General features: G+C 70.1%; 24 protein-coding genes. 11 read left to right on the plus strand and 13 right to left on the minus strand.

The genetic code is table 11. From position 1 onward, the window contains the following. The first annotated feature begins 8 nt into the window (after positions 1-8). From rbfA to pssA, 10 genes are all read left to right on the plus strand, one after another. On the plus strand, positions 9-404 hold the full coding sequence (gene rbfA, locus K311_RS0100910) for a 30S ribosome-binding factor RbfA (RefSeq protein WP_026815750.1): 396 nt from the start codon (positions 9-11) through the stop codon (positions 402-404). Positions 405-416: 12 nt separating this feature from the next. Further along, positions 417-1331, plus strand: a complete 915-nt coding sequence (gene truB / locus K311_RS0100915) for a tRNA pseudouridine(55) synthase TruB (protein WP_026815751.1) — start codon at positions 417-419, stop codon at positions 1329-1331. A 156-nt stretch (positions 1332-1487) separates the two neighbouring features. After that, positions 1488-1748, plus strand: coding sequence for a 30S ribosomal protein S15 (gene rpsO / locus K311_RS0100920; RefSeq protein WP_026815752.1), 261 nt, complete (start codon positions 1488-1490; stop codon positions 1746-1748). Positions 1749-1870: 122 nt separating this feature from the next. Further along, the gene (pnp, locus tag K311_RS0100925; protein ID WP_026815753.1) at positions 1871-3970 is read left to right on the plus strand and encodes a polyribonucleotide nucleotidyltransferase; all 2100 of its coding nucleotides are present in this window, start codon (positions 1871-1873) and stop codon (positions 3968-3970) included. An 83-nt stretch (positions 3971-4053) separates the two neighbouring features. Beyond that, positions 4054-6600: an Ig-like domain-containing protein gene (locus K311_RS0100930; RefSeq protein WP_026815754.1), complete on the plus strand. Its 2547-nt coding sequence runs from the start codon at positions 4054-4056 to the stop codon at positions 6598-6600. Between the two features lie 113 nt (positions 6601-6713). Then, a complete protein-coding gene (locus tag K311_RS0100935) occupies positions 6714-7358 on the plus strand; it encodes a DUF5671 domain-containing protein (protein WP_026815755.1) in 645 nt (214 codons plus the stop codon). Continuing rightward, positions 7355-7792 carry a hypothetical protein gene (locus K311_RS17315; protein WP_154659404.1) on the plus strand — a complete coding sequence of 146 codons (438 nt, stop codon included), beginning with the start codon at positions 7355-7357 and terminating at the stop codon, positions 7790-7792. The genes K311_RS0100935 and K311_RS17315 overlap by 4 nt, the downstream gene beginning before the upstream one ends. 99 nt (positions 7793-7891) lie before the next feature. Then, positions 7892-8803 carry a L,D-transpeptidase family protein gene (locus tag K311_RS0100945; protein ID WP_425476565.1) on the plus strand — a complete coding sequence of 304 codons (912 nt, stop codon included), beginning with the start codon at positions 7892-7894 and terminating at the stop codon, positions 8801-8803. A 12-nt stretch (positions 8804-8815) separates the two neighbouring features. Continuing rightward, positions 8816-9532 carry a M23 family metallopeptidase gene (locus tag K311_RS17320; protein WP_051239351.1) on the plus strand — a complete coding sequence of 239 codons (717 nt, stop codon included), beginning with the start codon at positions 8816-8818 and terminating at the stop codon, positions 9530-9532. Further along, the gene (gene pssA, locus K311_RS0100955) at positions 9529-10140 is read left to right on the plus strand and encodes a CDP-diacylglycerol--serine O-phosphatidyltransferase (RefSeq protein WP_026815757.1); all 612 of its coding nucleotides are present in this window, start codon (positions 9529-9531) and stop codon (positions 10138-10140) included. Before K311_RS17320 ends, pssA begins: the two co-directional genes overlap by 4 nt. 30 nt (positions 10141-10170) lie before the next feature. Here pssA and K311_RS0100960 read toward each other — a convergent pair whose 3' ends face one another. The 13 genes from K311_RS0100960 to K311_RS14685 all read right to left on the minus strand — a co-directional run bounded on the left by K311_RS0100960 (position 10171) and on the right by K311_RS14685 (position 17727). Next, positions 10171-10620 carry a hypothetical protein gene (locus K311_RS0100960; protein WP_026815758.1) on the minus strand — a complete coding sequence of 150 codons (450 nt, stop codon included), beginning with the start codon at positions 10618-10620 and terminating at the stop codon, positions 10171-10173. Then, the gene (locus K311_RS0100965; protein ID WP_051239352.1) at positions 10617-11699 is read right to left on the minus strand and encodes a DUF1176 domain-containing protein; all 1083 of its coding nucleotides are present in this window, start codon (positions 11697-11699) and stop codon (positions 10617-10619) included. The genes K311_RS0100960 and K311_RS0100965 overlap by 4 nt, the downstream gene beginning before the upstream one ends. Before the next feature lie 64 nt (positions 11700-11763). Continuing rightward, complete coding sequence (locus K311_RS0100970; protein ID WP_026815760.1) at positions 11764-12189, minus strand: hypothetical protein; 426 nt, start codon at positions 12187-12189, stop codon at positions 11764-11766. Positions 12190-12370: 181 nt separating this feature from the next. Beyond that, the gene (locus tag K311_RS0100975) at positions 12371-12772 is read right to left on the minus strand and encodes a VOC family protein (RefSeq protein WP_026815761.1); all 402 of its coding nucleotides are present in this window, start codon (positions 12770-12772) and stop codon (positions 12371-12373) included. 34 nt (positions 12773-12806) lie between these two features. Continuing rightward, complete coding sequence (locus K311_RS0100980) at positions 12807-13514, minus strand: DNA alkylation repair protein (protein WP_026815762.1); 708 nt, start codon at positions 13512-13514, stop codon at positions 12807-12809. Continuing rightward, positions 13511-14029, minus strand: a complete 519-nt coding sequence (locus tag K311_RS0100985; protein ID WP_026815763.1) for a DUF1993 domain-containing protein — start codon at positions 14027-14029, stop codon at positions 13511-13513. Before K311_RS0100985 ends, K311_RS0100980 begins: the two co-directional genes overlap by 4 nt. 119 nt (positions 14030-14148) lie before the next feature. Then, positions 14149-14628, minus strand: coding sequence for a hypothetical protein (locus tag K311_RS0100990; protein ID WP_026815764.1), 480 nt, complete (start codon positions 14626-14628; stop codon positions 14149-14151). Between the two features lie 3 nt (positions 14629-14631). Further along, a complete protein-coding gene (locus K311_RS0100995) occupies positions 14632-15099 on the minus strand; it encodes a PaaI family thioesterase (RefSeq protein WP_211223614.1) in 468 nt (155 codons plus the stop codon). A gap of 107 nt (positions 15100-15206) precedes the next feature. After that, positions 15207-15905 carry an alpha/beta fold hydrolase gene (locus tag K311_RS14670; protein WP_043797638.1) on the minus strand — a complete coding sequence of 233 codons (699 nt, stop codon included), beginning with the start codon at positions 15903-15905 and terminating at the stop codon, positions 15207-15209. Positions 15906-15951: 46 nt separating this feature from the next. Beyond that, positions 15952-16476, minus strand: coding sequence for an HIT family protein (locus K311_RS17325; RefSeq protein ID WP_051239353.1), 525 nt, complete (start codon positions 16474-16476; stop codon positions 15952-15954). Continuing rightward, a complete protein-coding gene (locus K311_RS17330) occupies positions 16473-16934 on the minus strand; it encodes a DUF1801 domain-containing protein (protein WP_051239354.1) in 462 nt (153 codons plus the stop codon). The genes K311_RS17325 and K311_RS17330 overlap by 4 nt, the downstream gene beginning before the upstream one ends. Positions 16935-16953: 19 nt before the next feature. Continuing rightward, positions 16954-17262, minus strand: a complete 309-nt coding sequence (locus tag K311_RS0101015; RefSeq protein ID WP_026815767.1) for a hypothetical protein — start codon at positions 17260-17262, stop codon at positions 16954-16956. Between the two features lie 27 nt (positions 17263-17289). After that, positions 17290-17727: an ACT domain-containing protein gene (locus K311_RS14685; protein WP_051239355.1), complete on the minus strand. Its 438-nt coding sequence runs from the start codon at positions 17725-17727 to the stop codon at positions 17290-17292. Between the two features lie 122 nt (positions 17728-17849). Between K311_RS14685 and K311_RS0101025 the strand changes: the two genes are divergently transcribed. Beyond that, positions 17850-18563, plus strand: a complete 714-nt coding sequence (locus K311_RS0101025) for a glutathione binding-like protein (RefSeq protein ID WP_026815768.1) — start codon at positions 17850-17852, stop codon at positions 18561-18563. Positions 18564-18575 lie beyond the last annotated feature (12 nt).

Here is an 18575-nt window from a genome sequence, read left to right on the forward strand (position 1 = left end):
GCCCGACCATGGCCACGAAGAGCTTCCACCGCACCGACCGGGTCGCCGCGCAGCTGCGCCGCGACATCGGCACGATCGTCCACCAGGCGGTGCGCGAGCACGGGCTGCCCTCGGTCAGCGTGTCCGACGTCGAGGTCACCCGCGACCTGGCGCACGCGAAGGTGTTCGTCACCGCCCTGCTCGGCGAGCAGGGCCCGGCGGCGGTCAAGGCGCTGAAGGAACTGGCGCCGGAACTGCGTTTCCAGCTCGGACGGGCGGTGCGCATGCGGCACGTCCCGGAGCTGCATTTCCACTACGACGATTCGGTGGACAAGGGCGAGCGCATCGAGCGCCTGTTGCGCGACAACCCGGCGCCGCCGGCCGACGCCGACGACGCCGAAGGCAGCGGTCGCGGCGACGACTGAGCCGCGCCGCGTATGGCGCGCACGCGCACCGTCTTCCGCCGCGTCGACGGCATCCTGCTGCTGGACAAGCCCGGCGGCCTGAGCTCGAACCAGGCCCTGCAGCGGGCCCGGCACCTTTTCCGCGCCGAGAAGGGCGGCCATACGGGGGCCCTCGACCCGCTGGCGACCGGCCTGCTGCCGCTGTGCTTCGGCGAGGCCACCAAGATCGCCGGCCTGCTCCTCGGTGCCCGCAAGGCCTACGCGGCCGAGGTCGTGCTCGGCGCCACCACCGACACCGACGACGCCGATGGCGTGGTGCTGCGCGAGCGGCCGGTGCCGGCGCTGGACGTGGCTGCGGTCGCGGCCGCCTGCCGGCCCTTCCTGGGCCGCATCCGCCAGCGCCCGCCGATCTATTCGGCGCTCAAGCAGGGCGGCGAGCCGCTCTACGCCAAGGCCCGCCGCGGCGAGACCATCGAGGTCCCCGAGCGCGAGGTCGAAATCGCGGACATCGAGGTGCTGGCCGTCGACGGGCCACGGCTCCGGCTGTCCGTGACCTGCGGTTCCGGCACCTATATCCGCAGCCTCGCCCGCGACCTCGGCGAGGCCCTCGGCTGCGGCGGCCACATCGCCGCGCTGCGCCGGACCTGGGTCGAGCCCTTCACGGCGCCGCGGATGTCGACCCTGGACGGGCTCCAGGCCCTGGCCGCCGCCGGCGACGAGGCGGCGCTCGACGCGCTGCTGCTGCCGATCGAGGCCGGCCTGGCCGGCTTTCCGGCGCGGGTGCTGGACCCGGCCGACGCCCGCCGCTTCGCCCAGGGTCAGGTGATCGCCACCGGCGACGGCGAGACCGAGGTCGTGAACGTAACCGGCGAGGACGGGCTTTCGCTGGGCCTGGGACGGATCGACGCCGGCGGCCGGCTGCAGCCGAAGCGCCTGTTCGTGCGCTGATTCACGTCCCGGACGGGGGCTTTCCTTGTCCCGGGGGCGGCCCTCGGCTACAATTCGCGCGCTTTTTTCCGCTTCAATCCCCAACCGGCGGGCCCCGTGGTGCGACGTGCGATCCGGCGTCGTTCCTGCAGGCTGCGCATCACAAGAGAAAACAACATGTCCATCGATTCCGCGAAGATCATCGAAGAATTCAAGCGCGTCCCGAACGACACCGGTTCGCCGGAAGTCCAGGTCGCCCTGCTCTCGGCCCGCATCGAACAGCTGACCGAGCACTTCAAGGCGCACAAGCAGGACCACCACTCCCGCCGCGGCCTGCTGAAGATGGTGAACCAGCGCCGCAGCCTGCTGGCTTACCTCAAGAAGAAGGACGCCGCGCGTTACCAGTCGCTGATCGAGCGCCTGGGCCTGCGCCGCTGACGACAGACCCCGACGCGGCGCCGAGTGCGCCGCGTCGCATTTCGGGGGTTCCCGAATGCACAACCGCCGCGGGAAGGCCCGCGGCGGAACCAGATCCGACAGATACCCAGGAAGAATACGACGTGGCGAAAGTAACCAAGACGTTCCAGTACGGCCAGCACCAGGTGACGCTCGAGACGGGCGAAATCGCCCGCCAGGCCAGCGGTGCGGTCATCGTGAAGATGGCGGATACCGTCGTGCTGGTGACGGCGGTAGGCAACAAGAACGCGAAGGAGGGCATGGACTTCTTCCCGCTCACCGTCGACTACCTCGAGAAGTTCTACGCCGGCGGTCGCATCCCGGGTGGTTTCTTCAAGCGTGAAGGCCGCCAGACCGAGCGCGAGACGCTGGTCTCCCGCCTGATCGACCGGCCGATCAGGCCGCTGTTCCCGGAAGGCTTCCGCAACGAGGTCCAGGTCATCGCCCAGGTGATGTCGCTGAACCCGGAAGTTCCCGGCGACATCCCGGCGATGATCGGCGCGTCCGCCGCGCTCGCGCTGTCGGGCATTCCGTTCGCCGGTCCGATCGGCGCCGCCAAGGTCGGTTACGCCAACGGCCAGTACCAGCTGAACCCGTCGGTCACCGACCTCAAGACCTCCGACCTGGAGCTGGTCGTCGCCGGTACCGCCAACGCCGTGCTGATGGTCGAGTCCGAAGCCCGCGAGCTGTCGGAAGAGGTGATGCTCGGCGCCGTGATGTTCGGCCACCGCGAGATGCAGGCCGTCATCAACGCCATCAACGAGCTGGTAGCAGAAGTCGGCGTCACCCGCTGGGACTGGAAGCCGGCCGACAAGGCCCAGGCCGCGATCGACGCGCTGAAGGCCGCGATCGGCGACCGCCTGGCCGCCGCGTTCCAGATCCGCAACAAGCTCGAGCGCCGCGACGCGATCCAGCAGGTCAAGAAGGCCGTGCTGGCCGAACTCGCGCCGCAGTGCGAGGCCAACGGCTGGAACCCGGCCGAGCTGGCGAAGGAATTCGGCGAGTTCGAATACAGCACGATGCGCGACAGCGTGCTGAAGACCAAGACCCGCATCGACGGCCGTGACCTCGTCACCGTGCGTCCGATCTCGGTCAAGACCAGCGTGCTGCCGCGTACCCACGGCTCGGCGCTGTTCACCCGCGGCGAGACCCAGGCCATCGTCACCACGACCCTCGGCACCGCCCGCGACAGCCAGATCATCGACGCCGTCGAAGGCGAGTCGAAGGACTACTTCCTGTTCCACTACAACTTCCCGCCGTTCTCGGTCGGTGAAGCCGGCCGCATGATGGGTCCGAAGCGCCGCGAGATCGGCCACGGCCGTCTCGCCCGCCGCGGCGTGCAGGCGGTGATGCCGACGATCGAGGAATTCCCGTACACGATCCGCGTCGTCTCGGAAATCACCGAGTCGAACGGTTCGTCGTCGATGGCCTCGGTCTGCGGTTCCTCGCTGGCGCTGATGGACGCCGGCGTGCCGATCAAGGCGCCGGTCGCCGGCATCGCGATGGGCCTGATCAAGGAAGGCGAGGACTTCGCCGTGCTGTCCGACATCCTCGGTGACGAGGATCACCTCGGCGACATGGACTTCAAGGTCGCCGGCACCGCCAACGGCATCTCGGCGCTGCAGATGGACATCAAGATCGACGGCATCACCGAGGAGATCATGAAGGTCGCGCTCGCCCAGGCGAAGCAGGGCCGTCTGCACATCCTCGGCGAGATGGCGAAGGCGCTCAGCACGCCGCGTTCGGAAATGTCCGAGTACGCGCCGCGCCTGCTGACGATGAAGATCCACCCGGACAAGATCCGCGAGGTCATCGGCAAGGGCGGTTCGGTGATCCAGGCGATCACCAAGGAAACCGGCACCCAGATCGACATCCAGGACGACGGCACGATCGTCATCGCCTCGGTCAACGCCGCCGCCGCCCAGGCCGCGAAGGCGCGCATCGAGTCGATCACGTCCGACGTCGAGCCGGGCCGGATCTACGAGGGCAAGGTCGCCAAGCTGATGGACTTCGGTGCGTTCGTGACGATCGCCCCGGGCAAGGACGGCCTGGTGCACGTGTCGCAGATCTCCAACGAGCGCGTCGAGAAGGTCAGCGACAAGCTCAAGGAAGGCGACGTGGTGAAGGTGAAGGTGCTCGAGGTCGACAAGCAGGGCCGCATCCGCCTGTCGATGAAGGCCGTCGCGGAGGGCGAGGGCGTCTGAGCCTCGACGTATCGCGGCAAACTCTCGGGGGCGGGCGATGGTCCGCCCCTTTTTCTTGTGCAGTCGATTTCCGGAGGCGGGTCATGGGCGAGCTGATGCGGGCGGCGATCGCGCTGCTGGCGGCGGCACTGGTGGTCACACCGGCGAAGGCGCAGGATCAGGCCCCGCCGACGTTCTCGTTCAAGGAGTTCGTGCGCGTCGACGAGGGCGACAGTGGCCTGACTGAAGTCGTCGTCGAGTGGCGCCTGCTGTGGGCGCCGCCGGGCTACTCGACGGGATTCACGATCCACACCGAGGATCTCGACCCGCCGCAGGCGCGCGCTGGCGTCGATTACGTCCCCTTGCCGCCGACCCGGATCGACGTCGCCGCAGGGCAGACCAGCGGGACCCTGACGCTGCAGCTCATCGGCGACACCGAGGTCGAGAGCAACGAGATCTTCTGGTTGCACTATCGCGACTTCGCCAACGGCGCGCGCGGCCCGGGCGGCGGCAGCCAGTACACCACCGGCATCCACATCGCCAACGACGACCAGGTGCCGCTGCCACCCCTGACCGGCAACGACGACCACGTCTGGTTCGACGTCAATTCGCCCGGCGTGTTGATCGAGGCGCACCTCAACGACATCGAGATCCCCGCCGGCGCCACCCTGCGCGACACCGTGATGACGCTGCTGTCGCAGCCCCGCCACGGCACCGTCGAGAAGACGGCGGCGCAGTACCCGCGCGGTACCGAGCGCTTCATCTACCGGCCGGGCGCCGACTTCGCCGGCAACGACGGCTTCGACTATCGCTTGTGCAAGGCCGACGGGCAGTGCGTCGAAGCCCGTGTCCACGTGCAGGGACGGGTGACCGCGCCGCGTACCGGCGTCGGCCGGATCTCCGGTATCGACGTCGAGGTCGACAACCTGCGTGCGCTCGACGACGCCCGCTACCTCGTGAGCACGCTGGCGCCCGGCCGGATCGTCGAGTTGCCGACAACGGTGGACGCCACGCCGCACACCACCTGGGACGGCTTCGCCGGCATGGCGTGGAAGGTCTACACGATCCCGGCGCGCACCGACGGCAACGTCGCCGAGTACCGGGTCCACGTCGTCTCGGAGAACCCGCACGAGGCGCGGATCGACATGCTGGTCGGCATCGACAGCGACGGCGACGGGCGTCCGTCGGCCGCCGAACAGCGTTGCTTCGCCGGCTACGCTTACGCAACCGGGGTGTCTCCACTGACCTGCGAAATGACGATCGAGGTGGGCGGCGCGCCGGTGACCTACTGGATCGCCGGGCACTCGCGCGAGGCGACGGCGACGACGGCGCGGATGCGGGTGCACGAGGCGCGCATGGATGCCCAGGACGGCGGCATGGTGGTGACCGGCCCGACCCTCAGCGACGACCTGGACACGCTGCCCCTGCAGATCGCCTGGCGCGACACCACGAACATCGAGGGCAGCCGCCGGGTCGCCTTCGTCCGCGTGGTTGACGCGGCCGGTGTCGCAGGCGATTTCCGCGTCGACCTGTGGGGCGGCACGTTCTTGCATTTCCTGCTGCTGCCGCTGGACGGGAGCCCGCTCGTCGTCGATATGGCACCGACCTTCTTCCTCGAGCGCGCGATCTTCTTCGACGTGCCGTCCGGGGCGGAACGGCTGACGATCACCGCACGCAGCGACCGCCCCGTCGACATCGCCCCGACCTGGTACGGCGGCATCAGCCAGACCGAGCCGCGCATTCCCGAAGGGTCCGTGCCGTCCGGAGAATCGGCGTGGATCCGCATCGGCGAGCAGCCGCGCACGATCACCGTGGAAAAACCGCGATGGCAGCGCTGGCACCTGCTGATCCGCAACGGCGGCGACACCGCCGCGCGGATCGAGCTGACGGCGACACTGGCCGCGGTTCCGCCGACGGTGCGACCGGGGAGCTACTACAACCCGCGGCAGTCCGGCAGCGGGCTCATCCTGTATCCGTCCGGCGAGCAATGGGCCGGACTCTGGTACACCTACCTGCGCGACGGCCGGCCGACCTGGTACTACCTGCAGGCGCCGCAGCCGGGCGCGAACGGGCTGTGGCGCAGCCAGGTCTACCGTGCGGCCTGGAACGGAAGCGTGGCGCGACACGCCCCGGTCGGCGAAGCGGTGCTTACGCCGCTGGACCCGGACAGGTTCGCGCTGAGCTTCGTGATCGACGGCTTCGCTGGATCGCAGGTGATGGAGGCGCTCGGCCGCGGTTGTCCTGCGGTGGGCGGGCAGGTGGTCGACATCAGCGCACACTGGTTCGATCCGGCGCGCGCGGGTACCGGATACAGCGTGCAGATGTGGGAGGACTACGAGTTCTTCGCCGCATTCAACTACGATCGCCAGGGTTTTCCGGTGTTCCTGGCCGCCGAGTCGCCGGACTTCGCCGGTGCCGGCGTCGCCGATCTCGACCTCCAGATCCTCCGGGGTGCTGCGCCGTACTACGACTACTTCGCCCCGTCGCGGGCGCCGGCCGGCATCCTGCAGCGCCGGATCGACGGCGGCCGCCTCACGGAAGTGCAGATGCTGGTCGATTACGAGGAACTGCCGCCGTTCACCGGGCGCCGCACCTGGAGCATCGCCGACCGCGTACAGCCGCTCGGTGCGAGCCAGGGCTGCGAACCGTGATCAGCATCATCGCCTGACCGGCAGCGGTGCGCGCGGCGATGCCCGCGCGCACTGCCCTCGACCGTGAACGCGGGACTGCGACAATCGGCGCGCGACCCGATGGGAGACCGGTGATGGCCTCGAGTACCGACGAACTGAACCGCTTCGTGCGCGACGCGCTCGCGCGGGGGCACTCGCGCGAGGACACCGCCGCCGCGCTGGCCGCGGCCGGCTGGTTGCCGGACCAGGTCCGCACCGCGTTGGCGGCGTACGCGAAGGTCGACTTCCCGCTGCCGGTGCCGCGACCGCGGCCCTACCTGTCGGCGCGCGAGGCCTTCCTGCACCTGCTGCTGTTCTCGACGCTGTACGTCAGCGCCTGGCACCTCGGCGACCTGCTGTTCGCGCTGGTGACGCTCGCGCTGCCGGACGCCGCCGATCCGGAGTGGCTCCTCGCCGGGCTGGCGCGATCGATGCGCGGCAATGTCGCGGCGCTGCTGGTGGCCTTTCCGGTGTTCCTGTTCGTCGCCCGCCTGATCGCCCGCGAGCTGGCGGCGAATGCGGCGAAGCGGCTGTCGCCGATCCGGCGCTGGCTGACCTGGATGACGCTGTTCCTCGCCGCCGGCGTGCTGATCGGCGACAGCATCGTCCTCGTCGACCGCCTGCTCGGCGGCGAACTGACGCTGCGCTTCCTGTTGAAGGCGGGCATCGTCGCGGCGATCGCCGGCAGCGTGTTCGGCTGGTACCTGCACGAGCTGCGCGGCGAGGAGAGCGAAGAATGAGCACGATGAAGCCGGGACAGGTGTTCGCCGCGATCGCGACGCTGGTCGTCGGCGCCGCGGTCGTCGCCGGCCTGTGGTCGATCGGCTCGCCGTCGGCGCAGCGCCAGCAGCGTCTGGATGCGCGCCGGGTCGCCGATCTGATCGAGATCGACGTGCAGGTGCGGGCCTGGCAGAAACGCCACGATGCGCTGCCGCCCGACCTGGCGACGCTGGCCGCGCAGCCGGGCCTGCGCCTGACGCTGACCGATCCGGTCGACGGCAGCGCCTACGACTACGTCGCCGATGCCGGCGGGCGCTACCGCCTGTGCGCGATGTTCGCGACCGACACCGCCGAAACCGGCGGCGCCGCCAGCGGCTGGACGCATGGCCGCGGCCGCACCTGCTTCGAGCGGCGGATCGAAGCCGCCGACGCGCAGGGGAACGCCATCGACTGAGCCGCAAGCCACGTCGACTTCACGCCCCCGGCCGGACACTCGCCGCATCCCGAATGGAGCGCGACGATGCCCGGTTTCCGCACGATCTCCCTGATGTTGCTGCTGCTGCTCGCCGGCGCGCTGCTGACGCCGCTGGCGGTGGCGGAAGACAGCGAAGCCGCCGGTGCGGCCGAGACGCGCAGCGACCTGCGCGCACAGGTGTTGCTCGACCGCGCGCGCTTCTCGCCGGGCGAGATCGACGGCGTCGCCGGCTCCAACCAGGCCGGCGCGCTCGCCGCGTTCCAGCGCGCGCGCGGCCTCACGGCCAGCGGCGAACTCGACGAGGCGACCTGGGCGGAACTGGAGAAGGAACCGGCGCCGACCCTGGTCGAACACGTGCTGACCGCGGCCGACGTCGCCGGGCCCTTCGTCGAAATCCCCGAATCGATGCAGGACAAGGCGAAGCTCGACGCGCTCGCCTACGGCGACGTGCTCGAAGCGCTCGGCGAGCGCTTCCATGCCGCGCCGGCGCTGCTGCGCGAGCTCAATTCCGGTGTCGACTTCGCGGCCGGCGCGACGATCCGGGTGCCGAACGTGCGCGGCGACGAGCAACTGCCGAAGGCCGCGAAGGTGGTCGTCGACGAATCCGACGGCGCGCTGATGCTCTACGCCGAAGACGACAGCCTGATCGCCTGGTTCCCGGCGACCACCGGCAGCGAACACGACCCGCTGCCGATCGGCGACTGGAAGATCCGTGGCGTCGCCCACGATCCGGTCTTCCACTACGACCCGTCGCTGTTCCACGGTGCCGGCCCCGACGAGGAGAAGGCGCGGATCGCGCCCGGGCCGAACAACCCGGTCGGCAGCGTCTGGATCGACCTGTCGAAGGAGCACTACGGCATCCACGGCACGCCGGAACCGTCGGCGATCAGCAAGAGCGAGTCCAACGGCTGCATCCGCCTGACGAACTGGGACGTGCGCCGCGTCGCCACGGCGGTCGCCGCCGGCACCGCGGTCGTGCTCCAGGACTGACGGCGGCCGCTGATGCGCTGGCTGCTGGCCTTCATGTTCGGCTGCCTGATCGGCGCGGCGGTGGTGATCGCGGTGCTGTGGAAGCCGGCCGACCACGGCGAAGGCGTCGCCGTGCCGCCGCCGTCGCTCCCCGAACCCGTGCCAGGCGACGGTGCCGTCACCGGCGCCCCGCCGGCGTCCGTGCCGGCGCCGGTGGAGACGCCGGACCCGTCGCCTCCCCGCGCGGATCCGCATACGCGCGCGCCGCGTCCGGCAGGCCCGCCCCGGGGCGAACTCGACGCCACGCCGCTGATCCCGCCGCTGCGCATTCCCGTCGATGGCGTCGGTGCCGAAGACCTCGCCGACACCTGGGGCGATGCGCGCGGCGAAGGCCGCGAACACGATGCGATCGACATCATGGCGGCGCGCGGCACGCCGGTGCGCGCGGTCGCCGACGGCCACGTCGAGAAACTGTTCGACAGCGTCCCCGGCGGCCTGACGATCTACCAGTTCGACGCTGCGGGCGCGGTCGCGTTCTACTACGCGCATCTGGACCGCTATGCCGAAGGCCTCGTCGAAGGCGCGACGCTGCGCCAGGGCGACGTGATCGGCTACGTCGGCAGCACCGGCAACGCCGCCGACGACGCGCCGCACCTGCATTTCTCGGTGTTCGTGCTGGGTCCGGAGCGCCACTGGTGGGAAGGCGAGGCGATCAATCCGTATCCGTTGTTGCGCGGGGGCAGCGAATGAAGCGGCACTTCTCGATGTTGCGCGAGTTCCACCTCGCCGACTGGTTCACCCTCGGCAACGCCTTCTGCGGCACCGGCGCGATCTTCGCGGCGATGCGCTTCCTGCAGGACGGCATCACCGGCTGGCTGCTGGCGGGCATGGCGCTGATCCCGCTCGCGTTCGTCTTCGACGCCCTCGACGGGCGCATCGCGCGGATGCGGCACAGCGCCTCGACGCTCGGCCGCGAACTCGACTCGCTGTCGGACGTGATCTCGTTCGGCGTCGCCCCCGCGGCGCTGGCCTATGCCTGCGGCATGCAGGGCGGTTGGGACTGGGTGGTGCTGTCGTACTTCGTCTGCTGCGGCGTCAGCCGGCTGGCGCGCTACAACGTCACCGCCGAGGCGATGAGCGCCGACGCCGGCAAGGTCACGTACTTCGAAGGCACGCCGATCCCGACCAGCCTGCTGCTGGTGATCGTGCTCGCGGTCGCCGCCTGGCAGGGGCGGATCGGCGACGCGCTGTGGTTCGGCGTCGTCGACCTCGGCTGGCAGCTGCATCCGCTGGTGCTGCTGTTCGCGCTGTCGGGCTCGCTGATGATCAGCAAGACGCTGCGGATACCGAAGCCCTGAGGCCTGGCCCCAGGGCTTCGTCAGCCGGGCTCAGGGGAGCTGCAGGGCGCCCTGCAGGCGATCGGTGTCGACGAACTTCTCGAAGCCGGAAAAGCGCGCGCCGACCGAGGGATTCGCCATCAGCTCGGCCATCGCCAGCTGGCCGAGGTACTCGAACGCGGTCTTGAACGATTCCGGCCCCTGGCTGGCGAGCATGCGCTTCATCTGCGCATTGCAGTCCTCGGCCACCAGGCGCATGAACAGCGCCGCCATCTCGCGGTCGGCGGCTTCATTCTCCGCGCTGCCGGCGTTCGCGAGGGCCTGGATCTCGGGATGCGCCGCCATCGCCAGGAAGACCCAGCGCGCCAGCGCCTTGCGGTCGCGGCCGGAGGTGTTGTCGGCGAAGCAGGCCTGGGTGGCCTCGATGTCGGCATTGGCGACGGCCGGTGCCGGCGCGAGCACCGGCAGGGCGAGCAGGGCGGCGAGGGCGAGCTTCTTCATCGTTGGTGTTCCTGGTTGGCGTTGATCACGTCGACGACATGGACCGGCAGGTCCCAGGCACCGCCCGGGGAGACCAGCCGGCACATGCCGGTGTAGGTATTCGAAGTCTGCACGAAAGCGCGACCGTCCCAGCTCCAGGCCTGGCTGCTCCAGCAATCGCCGAGGCCGCGGCCCTTGTGCGCGGCGACGATGCTGCCGTCGGCGTAGTCGTTGCCGGCGGTCGTCACCAGCACCGGATTCCACGGTGGCGCGTCGTCGACCACCCAGTAGCCGTAACCCATGTTGTAGGCGGCCATCCAGCAGCGGTTCGAGACCAGCAGCTTGTCGGCGGACAGGCGAACGACCTCGAAGGGCTCGTGTTCGGCATCCGGATCGAACAGGTCGGCGCAGTCGTCCGCCGCGTCGAGACTGGCCAGCAGCGCGTCACCGATGCCTTCCGACCAGTTCACCGTCTGCACGTCGTCGGGCGAGGTCGCGGGCAGCTTCGGCACCCGCACCACCGGTTTCGGCCGCGGTCCAGGCACCGCCGACTCGTCACGCGTACCCGGGCGCACCAGCGCGCCGCGGGTGCCGACGCGGCCCTGCAGGTCGTCCATCTTCAGCAGGGTGGCGGTGGAGCCTCGGGTCGAGAGCTGCCAGCGGCGGCCGTCGTCGGCGATGAAGGCGACGAAGCCGTCGCCGGTCAGCACCGTCAGCAGCGCCGCGGTCTGTTCCGCCGACAGCGCGCCGCCGGCGTCGTCGATCGCGATCTCGCCGCGCGGATTGCCGTCGATCCACAGCGTGACGCGCCGGTTTTCGGCGTCCGCGAGCGGGTCGCCGTCGTAGTCACCGAGCTTCAGACGCGCGGTCACCGGCGCGCCGGCGCCGGCGGCGCGCTCGAGCAGCACCGACACCGGCATCTCACTGCCGTCCTCGCTGTAGCCGGCGACGCGGCAGGTGCCGGTGTTGTCGCAGGCCAGCTCCCAGTCGTGGTGACTGAAGGTGTCGCCGGCGCCGGGCGTGTCGGCGAATGCCGGCGCGGCCGCGAGCAGGGTCGCGACGGCGGCGGCCAGATGGCGGTGGCGGGGGACTGCGCGCATGGAAACTCCTCCGGAAGGGCACGGCATCGTTTTCGCAACCGCCGCCGCGGTCAAGGGCCTGGAATCAGGCGCTGCGACGGCGACGGTCGACAGCGCGCAACTGCGACTCGATCGCCGCGGCATTTCCAGAGTTCGCGAAGCTCGTGAAGGCTGGATATCGGATCGCCCAGGGATCCGTGCGATCCGGATCCCACATCCCGATCTCGGTGCCTTGGCCGGTCAGAAGGCGAATGCGGCCGCTGCCGGGCACGGTCGCGTAGCGGTACTCCTTGTCGCCGGCACGCAGCACACGACGGGGCGCTTCCGGGTCCTGCGATTGAAGTGCCAGAAAATCCTGAGTCAGGAGGCTTACAGCGCTGAGCCCACGCGAAATCTCGCGCAGTGCGTCCTGGAGTTGCTGCTGGATCTCGGCAGCCCGGCCCAGGTAGTAGTCCCGCTGCGCGGGTTTCAGACTGGCGACGAACTCGGCGTCGGAATGGAATAGCGTCATGGCGTCTCTCCTCGGTGGTTGCCCGCACCAGCACAGCCATCCGAAGGGATGCCGCTTTAGCTGCACTTGTATCCCGCCCGCAAGCTGGTGGCTCAAATCGGCGGCTGGGCGCGTGGCCCGGGGGGACTTATAGCGCGGCGGCAGCGGCGACGCCACGGGGGCGCATCCACTTCCTGCCGGATCAACCTTCCTTGTTCTTTTCGTCCCAGGCCATCGGCTGCCAGAGCTCGACCTTGTTGCCGTCGGGATCCATGATCCAGGCGAACCTGCCGTTCTCGTGCGATTCCGGACCCTTCAGCGTCGCGATGCCTTCGGCCGCGAGCTGGGCGAGCAGGGCGTCGAGGTCGTCGACGCGGTAGTTGATCATGAAGGCCGAGTCGCTCGGCGCGAACCAGGTGCTGTCGGCGGCGGTGAGGCTCCACACGGTCATGCCGCCGTCGGGGCGGGCGTCGTCCTCCCAGCGCAGCACCGCGCCCCAGGGCTCCAGCGGAATGCCGAGGTGCTTCTGGTACCACGCCGCGAGCGCGTCGCGGTCGCCGCGACACCGCAGGAACACACCGCCGATACCGGTGACCTTCGCCATGGGATTCTCCTTGTGGCCGCGGCCTGGCCGCGGATCAGATGCCGAGTTTCTCGCGCAGCCGCGGCGAGTCCAGGTGCTTGACGACGTCGAAGGGCTCGCAGTCGCCGCTGACCGAGGTGAACTCGATCGGGCCGGCCGCCTTCGCGATCTCCAGCGCCGCTGCGTTCAGCGCCTTGCTGCGCTTGCCGATGCCCATCAGCGCGGTGGCCATCGCCAGGCGCACGCCTTCGGGTTCGCCGCCGATCGCGGCGCCGATGCGGGCGACGTGGTCGAGGAACCAGGCCTCGTCCGGCGCCTTCTTCGCCGGCAGCTTGGAGATCTCGTAGAGCAGGCCGTGGCCGCACTCGCGGCGCACCGGATCGTCGCTGCGCACCCAGCGGTCGGCGAGTTCGACCACGAACGGGGTCTTCGCCAGGGTCGCGTCGCAGCTGGCGAACACGTGCGCGAGCTGGCCGCCGGCGAGTTCGTCCACCTGGCGTTCGGCCTGTTCGATCGTCACCTGCTTCGGGTCGTCGACCAGCAGCGCGATCACCCGCGCCTCGTGCAGGTCGCTCTGCCACAGCGCCTGCGCCAGTGCGCGGTCACGGCCGATCTCCTTCGCGATCGCGCGCAGCCGGGTCAGGCCGATGCCGTGGCTGCGCAGGCCGCCGGTCCGTTCGCCGAGGCGCTGCCAGTAGGCGACGCCGCGCTCGTCGCGCTCGGCTTCGAGCCGGGCGAGCAGGGCGGCGGCGTCGCTGCTCACGCGCCCGGCTCGCTGCGCACGTGCGGGGCGAGGAAGCGCATGTAGTCGGACTTGCCGACCGGCGCGCCGAGCATGCGCAGGATCGCGTAGGTCGTGGTGATGTGGAAATACAGGTTCGGCAGCAGGTAATCGCTGACGTACTGCCGTGCCGGCAGTTCGCAGTAGCGGCCCGGGCCGAGGCCGATGCGCTTGACCTCGTCCAGCTTGTCGTCGCCGGCGCTGATCGCCTGCACCCGCGCCTTCGTGTCGGCGATGTGCGCGCGTGCCTGCGCCACCGACGTCACCTCCGGCAACAGGTTCTCGATCGGCTGGCCGGCGCACCACTGCGAGAAGCCGCGCGGCTGGTTGCAGGCGAAGGCGATCTGGGCGCCGAGCGGCAGCATGTCCGGCGCCAGCCGCGCCTGCATCGCCTGCCCGAGGTCGAGGCTGTTCGCGCCGACATCGAGGATGTGCGACAGGGTGTCGAGGCGGCTGAGGAAGATGCGCTGGATTTCTTCGATTTCGGGGCGGGACATCGGCGGCTCCGGTACCTGGACTGGGCGCAGCCTAAACCCGCGGCCTCCGGCCGGGAAGCGTCAGGGATCGTCCTGCAGCAGGGGTAAGGCCGCGCGCTGCCGGGCCTACCGTAGCCCGATCAGCCGGGGAACGGCCGCCCGAAGCGGACGCCGTCGAGGGTATGCGTGCAGCAGGCACAGTCCGGTTCGAGATCGGCGGCGTTCAGCTCCGGGGCGACGAGCTGCAGCAGGCCGGCGTCGTCGACGAAGAGCCCGCGCCACCAGCTCGATTCGCCGATCAGCACACGCGGCTTGCCGGCGTCCCGCCCGGGCGCGATCAGCCAGGCGATCGGCGCCGGGTCGTCGAGCCGCGCCACCGCTTCCGAATGCACCTCTGCCCAGGGGCGCCCGACCCGCGACTGCAGGAAGCGGAACAGCGGCGTGTAGTCACGGCCGCGGCGCACGCGGCCGTGCATCGAAGCCCGCACCGGCGCGTCCTCGCCGCGTTCCTTCTTCGCCGCCGCGCGGCCGTCGCGGGCGTCGCTGCCGAAGCGATGGCGGACGCCGTGGGCGGTGGTGTTCACCTTGCGGTACAGCGGTTGCCTGCGGTCGCCGCGCATCGCTCAGGCCTCCGTGGCCGGGCCGAACGCGACGATCGTTCCGAGGGCGACCGCGCAGGCGTGCTCGCCCGCGTCGTCCTGTACGAACAGCTCGCAGCGGCACACCGCCTGGCGACGGCCGGCGTGCACGACCGCCGCGCGGGCGACCAGCACCTCGCCTTTCACCGGGCGCAGGAAGTTGATCTTGAACTCGGCGGTCAATACCGAGGGCCCGAGCGCCGCGCCGCCGGCGAAGGTCAGTGCATTGTCGGCGGCATAGGCGATCAGGCCGCCATGGGCGAATCCGAACTGCTGCAGCAGCTCGGGCCGCAGCGGAATCCGGAGTTCCACCGCGTCGGCGGCGAAGGCCGTGAGTTCGGCGCCGAGCAGACGGCTGAAGGGCTGGGAATCGAGGATGCGGCGGGCGTCGTCGAGGGCGATCGGCATGTCAGGTCCCGGGTTGTGGCCATTGGGTGCCGCGGGTCTGCTCATGCTTTGCGCCGGCGTCCACCGGGTCAAGGGCCAGACTTCCGTCGTCGTTCTGATCGACGACGGATCAGGGCCGATCAAGGCGGATTCGCTTGGCAAGCCTGGCCGCATCAGCTGGCATCGTGTAGCGGCCGAATGAATTCCGAGACAGCGGCCGCGGCCTCGATCGGCGCCGCTTGAAGCAGGAAGTGAGGGGCGTTGACGGACACCACCTGGGTCGCAGGGAGAACGCGCTCGATCTGCTTCAGCGCGCTGACCGGAACAACGCGATCGTGCGTGGCCATCAGGTAAAGCAGAGGCACGCTGACGGCCTCGAGCTTTTCCGAAGCGTCGATGGCCAGCACAGCGCGCAATCTGGCTCGCAGCGCCTCGCCTGAAACCTGAGACAGGGCGGCGGCGAGCGCTGAGCGCAACTGCGGCGTGGCGAAACGGCCAAGAAGTGCTGCGCTGAGGACCGCGAGCGGCGCGCGCTTCGCCGGCAGCACGCCAGCAAGAAAGCGCAACGGACCAAAGAAAGGCCGTGGATTGCGGATGAATGTGGCGCAGAGGATGAGGCCGACAAGCCCCGCTGGACGAGATGCTGCGATGGATACAGCTATGGGGCCGGAGAATGACTCACCAAGGACGACGAAGCGACCACTGGTGGGAAGCGCCTTGCGAGCGTGCTCCTCCAGTGCTTCGTAGCCAAGCGCACCAGTGGCCGGATAGCGAACGACCTGAATCTCGCACTCGTGGCCAAGCGCCGAGGTGAAAGGCTCGAACAGCGTTCCGGTTCCATCCATCCCAGGAAGTAGAACGATGGTCAGCATCGCGCTCCGACGCCCGGGTCAAGCCCAACTGCGACGAAGCGCGGCATCAGCGCGGGGCCGCCGGAAGATGCGCGCGCAGGCGCGCGACGGTTTCGGCCATGCGCGCCGCGCCCACGCGCACGCGCTGACGGCGTTCCGCGTCGCCGCTCGGGTCGTGCACGATCCCGGGCGCGCGGCCGGCGCCGTCGAACGTCGCCAGCTGCGGCGGGCCGATGCCCCAGTCGCTGCCCGGCTGCCGCGGCACCACGTGGAAATGGAAATGCGGCGTTTCCTGGCCGCTGTACACGCCGTTGTTCTGGAATGTCAGGATGCCGAGCGGCTGGTAGGCGGCGTCGAGCGCCAACGCGATGCGACGAGCGGCGAGCATCACCGCGGTGCATTCGTCGTCGGTGAGGTCGAGCAGCGTCGCCACGTGCCGGCGCGTGATCACGCAGCACTGGCCGGTCTCGAACTGCCACGGGTTGACGACGGTCAGCGTGAGCGGCGTTTCCTCGACCGGGCCCCAAACCGGCTCGCGGCCCGCCATGCCCTCGCAGAAGTCGCACGGGTCGCGGACGGGGAGCTGGATCATGGTTTCGCCGTCGCGTCGTGGCGCTGGAACGCGGCCCAGCGCGCGACGAGCGTCGTGAACCACGCCTCCATCGCGCGGAACTCGGACTCGCCGCGCACGGTCAGGACCGCGCGGTCCGGCGACGGCCACGCAAGCCGGCGGTTCGGGTCGGCGATCGTGCCGGCGAGGTCGTTCTCGCCGCGCGACTTCGCGCCGCAGTGCATCACCAGGTCGATCTGCGTCGGGCGGCGGCAGTTGAGCGTCGCGAACCAGCCATTGCAGTGGAAGCTCGGCGAGTTCCACTTCACGCCTTCGGTGATTCCGGGGACGGCGGCGAGGATCGCGCGGCGCAGCGCCTGGATCGTCGATTCGAGCGGGTGCGCGAGCGTGGCGATCAGCGCATCGACGGATGCGGGGTCGTCGTGCTCCGGAGCTTTCGCGGGGCGCGGGGTCTTCGCGGGGCGCGGGATCTTCGTCATCCTCGTCTCCAGATCGGGTTCAGGGGTCGTCCTGCAGCAGGCGCAGCCCGCAGGTCGGGCATTGCCCGCCCCACTTGTGCCGCCGGTAGCCGGTGCCGCATTCGGGACAGCGCACGGCGTACGCGTCTCGGCCCATCCGGACCAGCACGACCGCCAGGCCGAGAAACGCCGCGCCCAGCAGCCACGGAAAGGCCGCGCCCAGGATTTCGTGCAGCAACGACAGCACGATGACCAGCACGATCGCCGCGCCGATCGCCGCGAAGATGCGCAGGCTGCCGCGCACCTGCGCCTTCGTGTACGCCTGCCAGTACGCCGTGTGCTTGCCCAAGCGCGCCCCCGCGATGGCTGCCGGCGCCTACGATAGCGCGCCCGGCCGCGGCCCGTCCGCGACGACGGACGACGAACGCTGCAGTTCGCGCAGCGCCACGAGCGCCTCGTCGCCACGCCCGGCGGGCACGAACAGATGGTCGTGGTGGACGCCGGCGATGACGTTGCAGGCGATGCCGGCGTCTGCGAGGGCGGTCGCGAACGCGGCGGTCAGGCCGACGGCGGCGAGGTCGGAATCCACCGCGAGGGTAATCCATTCGGCGCTGAAGCTGAGCGGCCAGCCGCGGGCGCGCGCGACGTCTGCCGCGACGACGACGGTCAGGCCCTCGGCTTCGCGCATCGTCGCGACCGCGTCGGCGAGGTCGAGCGTGGCGCCGGCGGGCAGGGCGACGAAGGCGTAGCGGCCGGGGCGCAGTTCCGGCCGCAGGCTGGCCAGCAGGGTCGCGAGATCGCTGATCGGGGGCATCCACGGCTCCGGTGAAGGCGACCGAGCATACGGGGCGAGCGTGCGCACGGACGACACGATGCTTTCCAGCTTCCGTCACCGGGTCAAGGGCTAGACTTCGCTCCCCACGCCGGAGACGCCGCATGATCGACCTCCACTACTGGCCGACCCCGAACGGCCACAAGATCACCCTGCTGCTCGAGGAACTCGCCGACGCCGGCGCGAAGCTCGACTACCGCATCGTGCCGGTGAACATCGGCAAGGGCGACCAGTTCCGGCCGGAGTTCCTGGCGATCGCGCCGAACAACCGCATGCCGGCGATCGTCGACCACGCCCCCGCCGACGGCGGCGCGCCGCTGAGCGTGTTCGAATCCGGCGCGATCCTGCTCTACCTGGCCGAGAAAACCGGCCAATTCCTGCCGACCGACCTGCGCGCCCGCAACACCGTGCTCGAGTGGCTGTTCTGGCAGATGGGCGGGCTCGGGCCGATGACCGGGCAGTACGGCCACTTCCACGTCTACGCGCCGGAGGCGATCCCGTACGCGCGCGAGCGCTACGCGAAGGAAGTGCATCGCCTGCTCGGCGTGCTCGACCGCCGCCTCGCCGGCCGCGCCTTCATTGCGGGGGATCACTACACGATCGCCGACATGGCCTGCTACCCGTGGATCGATGTCTACACGAAGGCGCCGGTCGACCTGAGCGCGTTCCCCGAAGTGCGCCGCTGGCGCGCGGCGATCGCCGGACGGCCGGCGACCGCGCGCGCCTATGCGTGGGCGAAGCAGGTCAACCCGGACGCGGGCCGGCCGATGAGCGACGAGGAGAAGAAGCTGCTGTTCGGGATCGAGCGGAAAGCCTGATCGACAGCGGAT

It is taken from the genome of Arenimonas composti TR7-09 = DSM 18010, from assembly GCF_000426365.1.
GTDB lineage: Bacteria > Pseudomonadota > Gammaproteobacteria > Xanthomonadales > Xanthomonadaceae > Arenimonas > Arenimonas composti.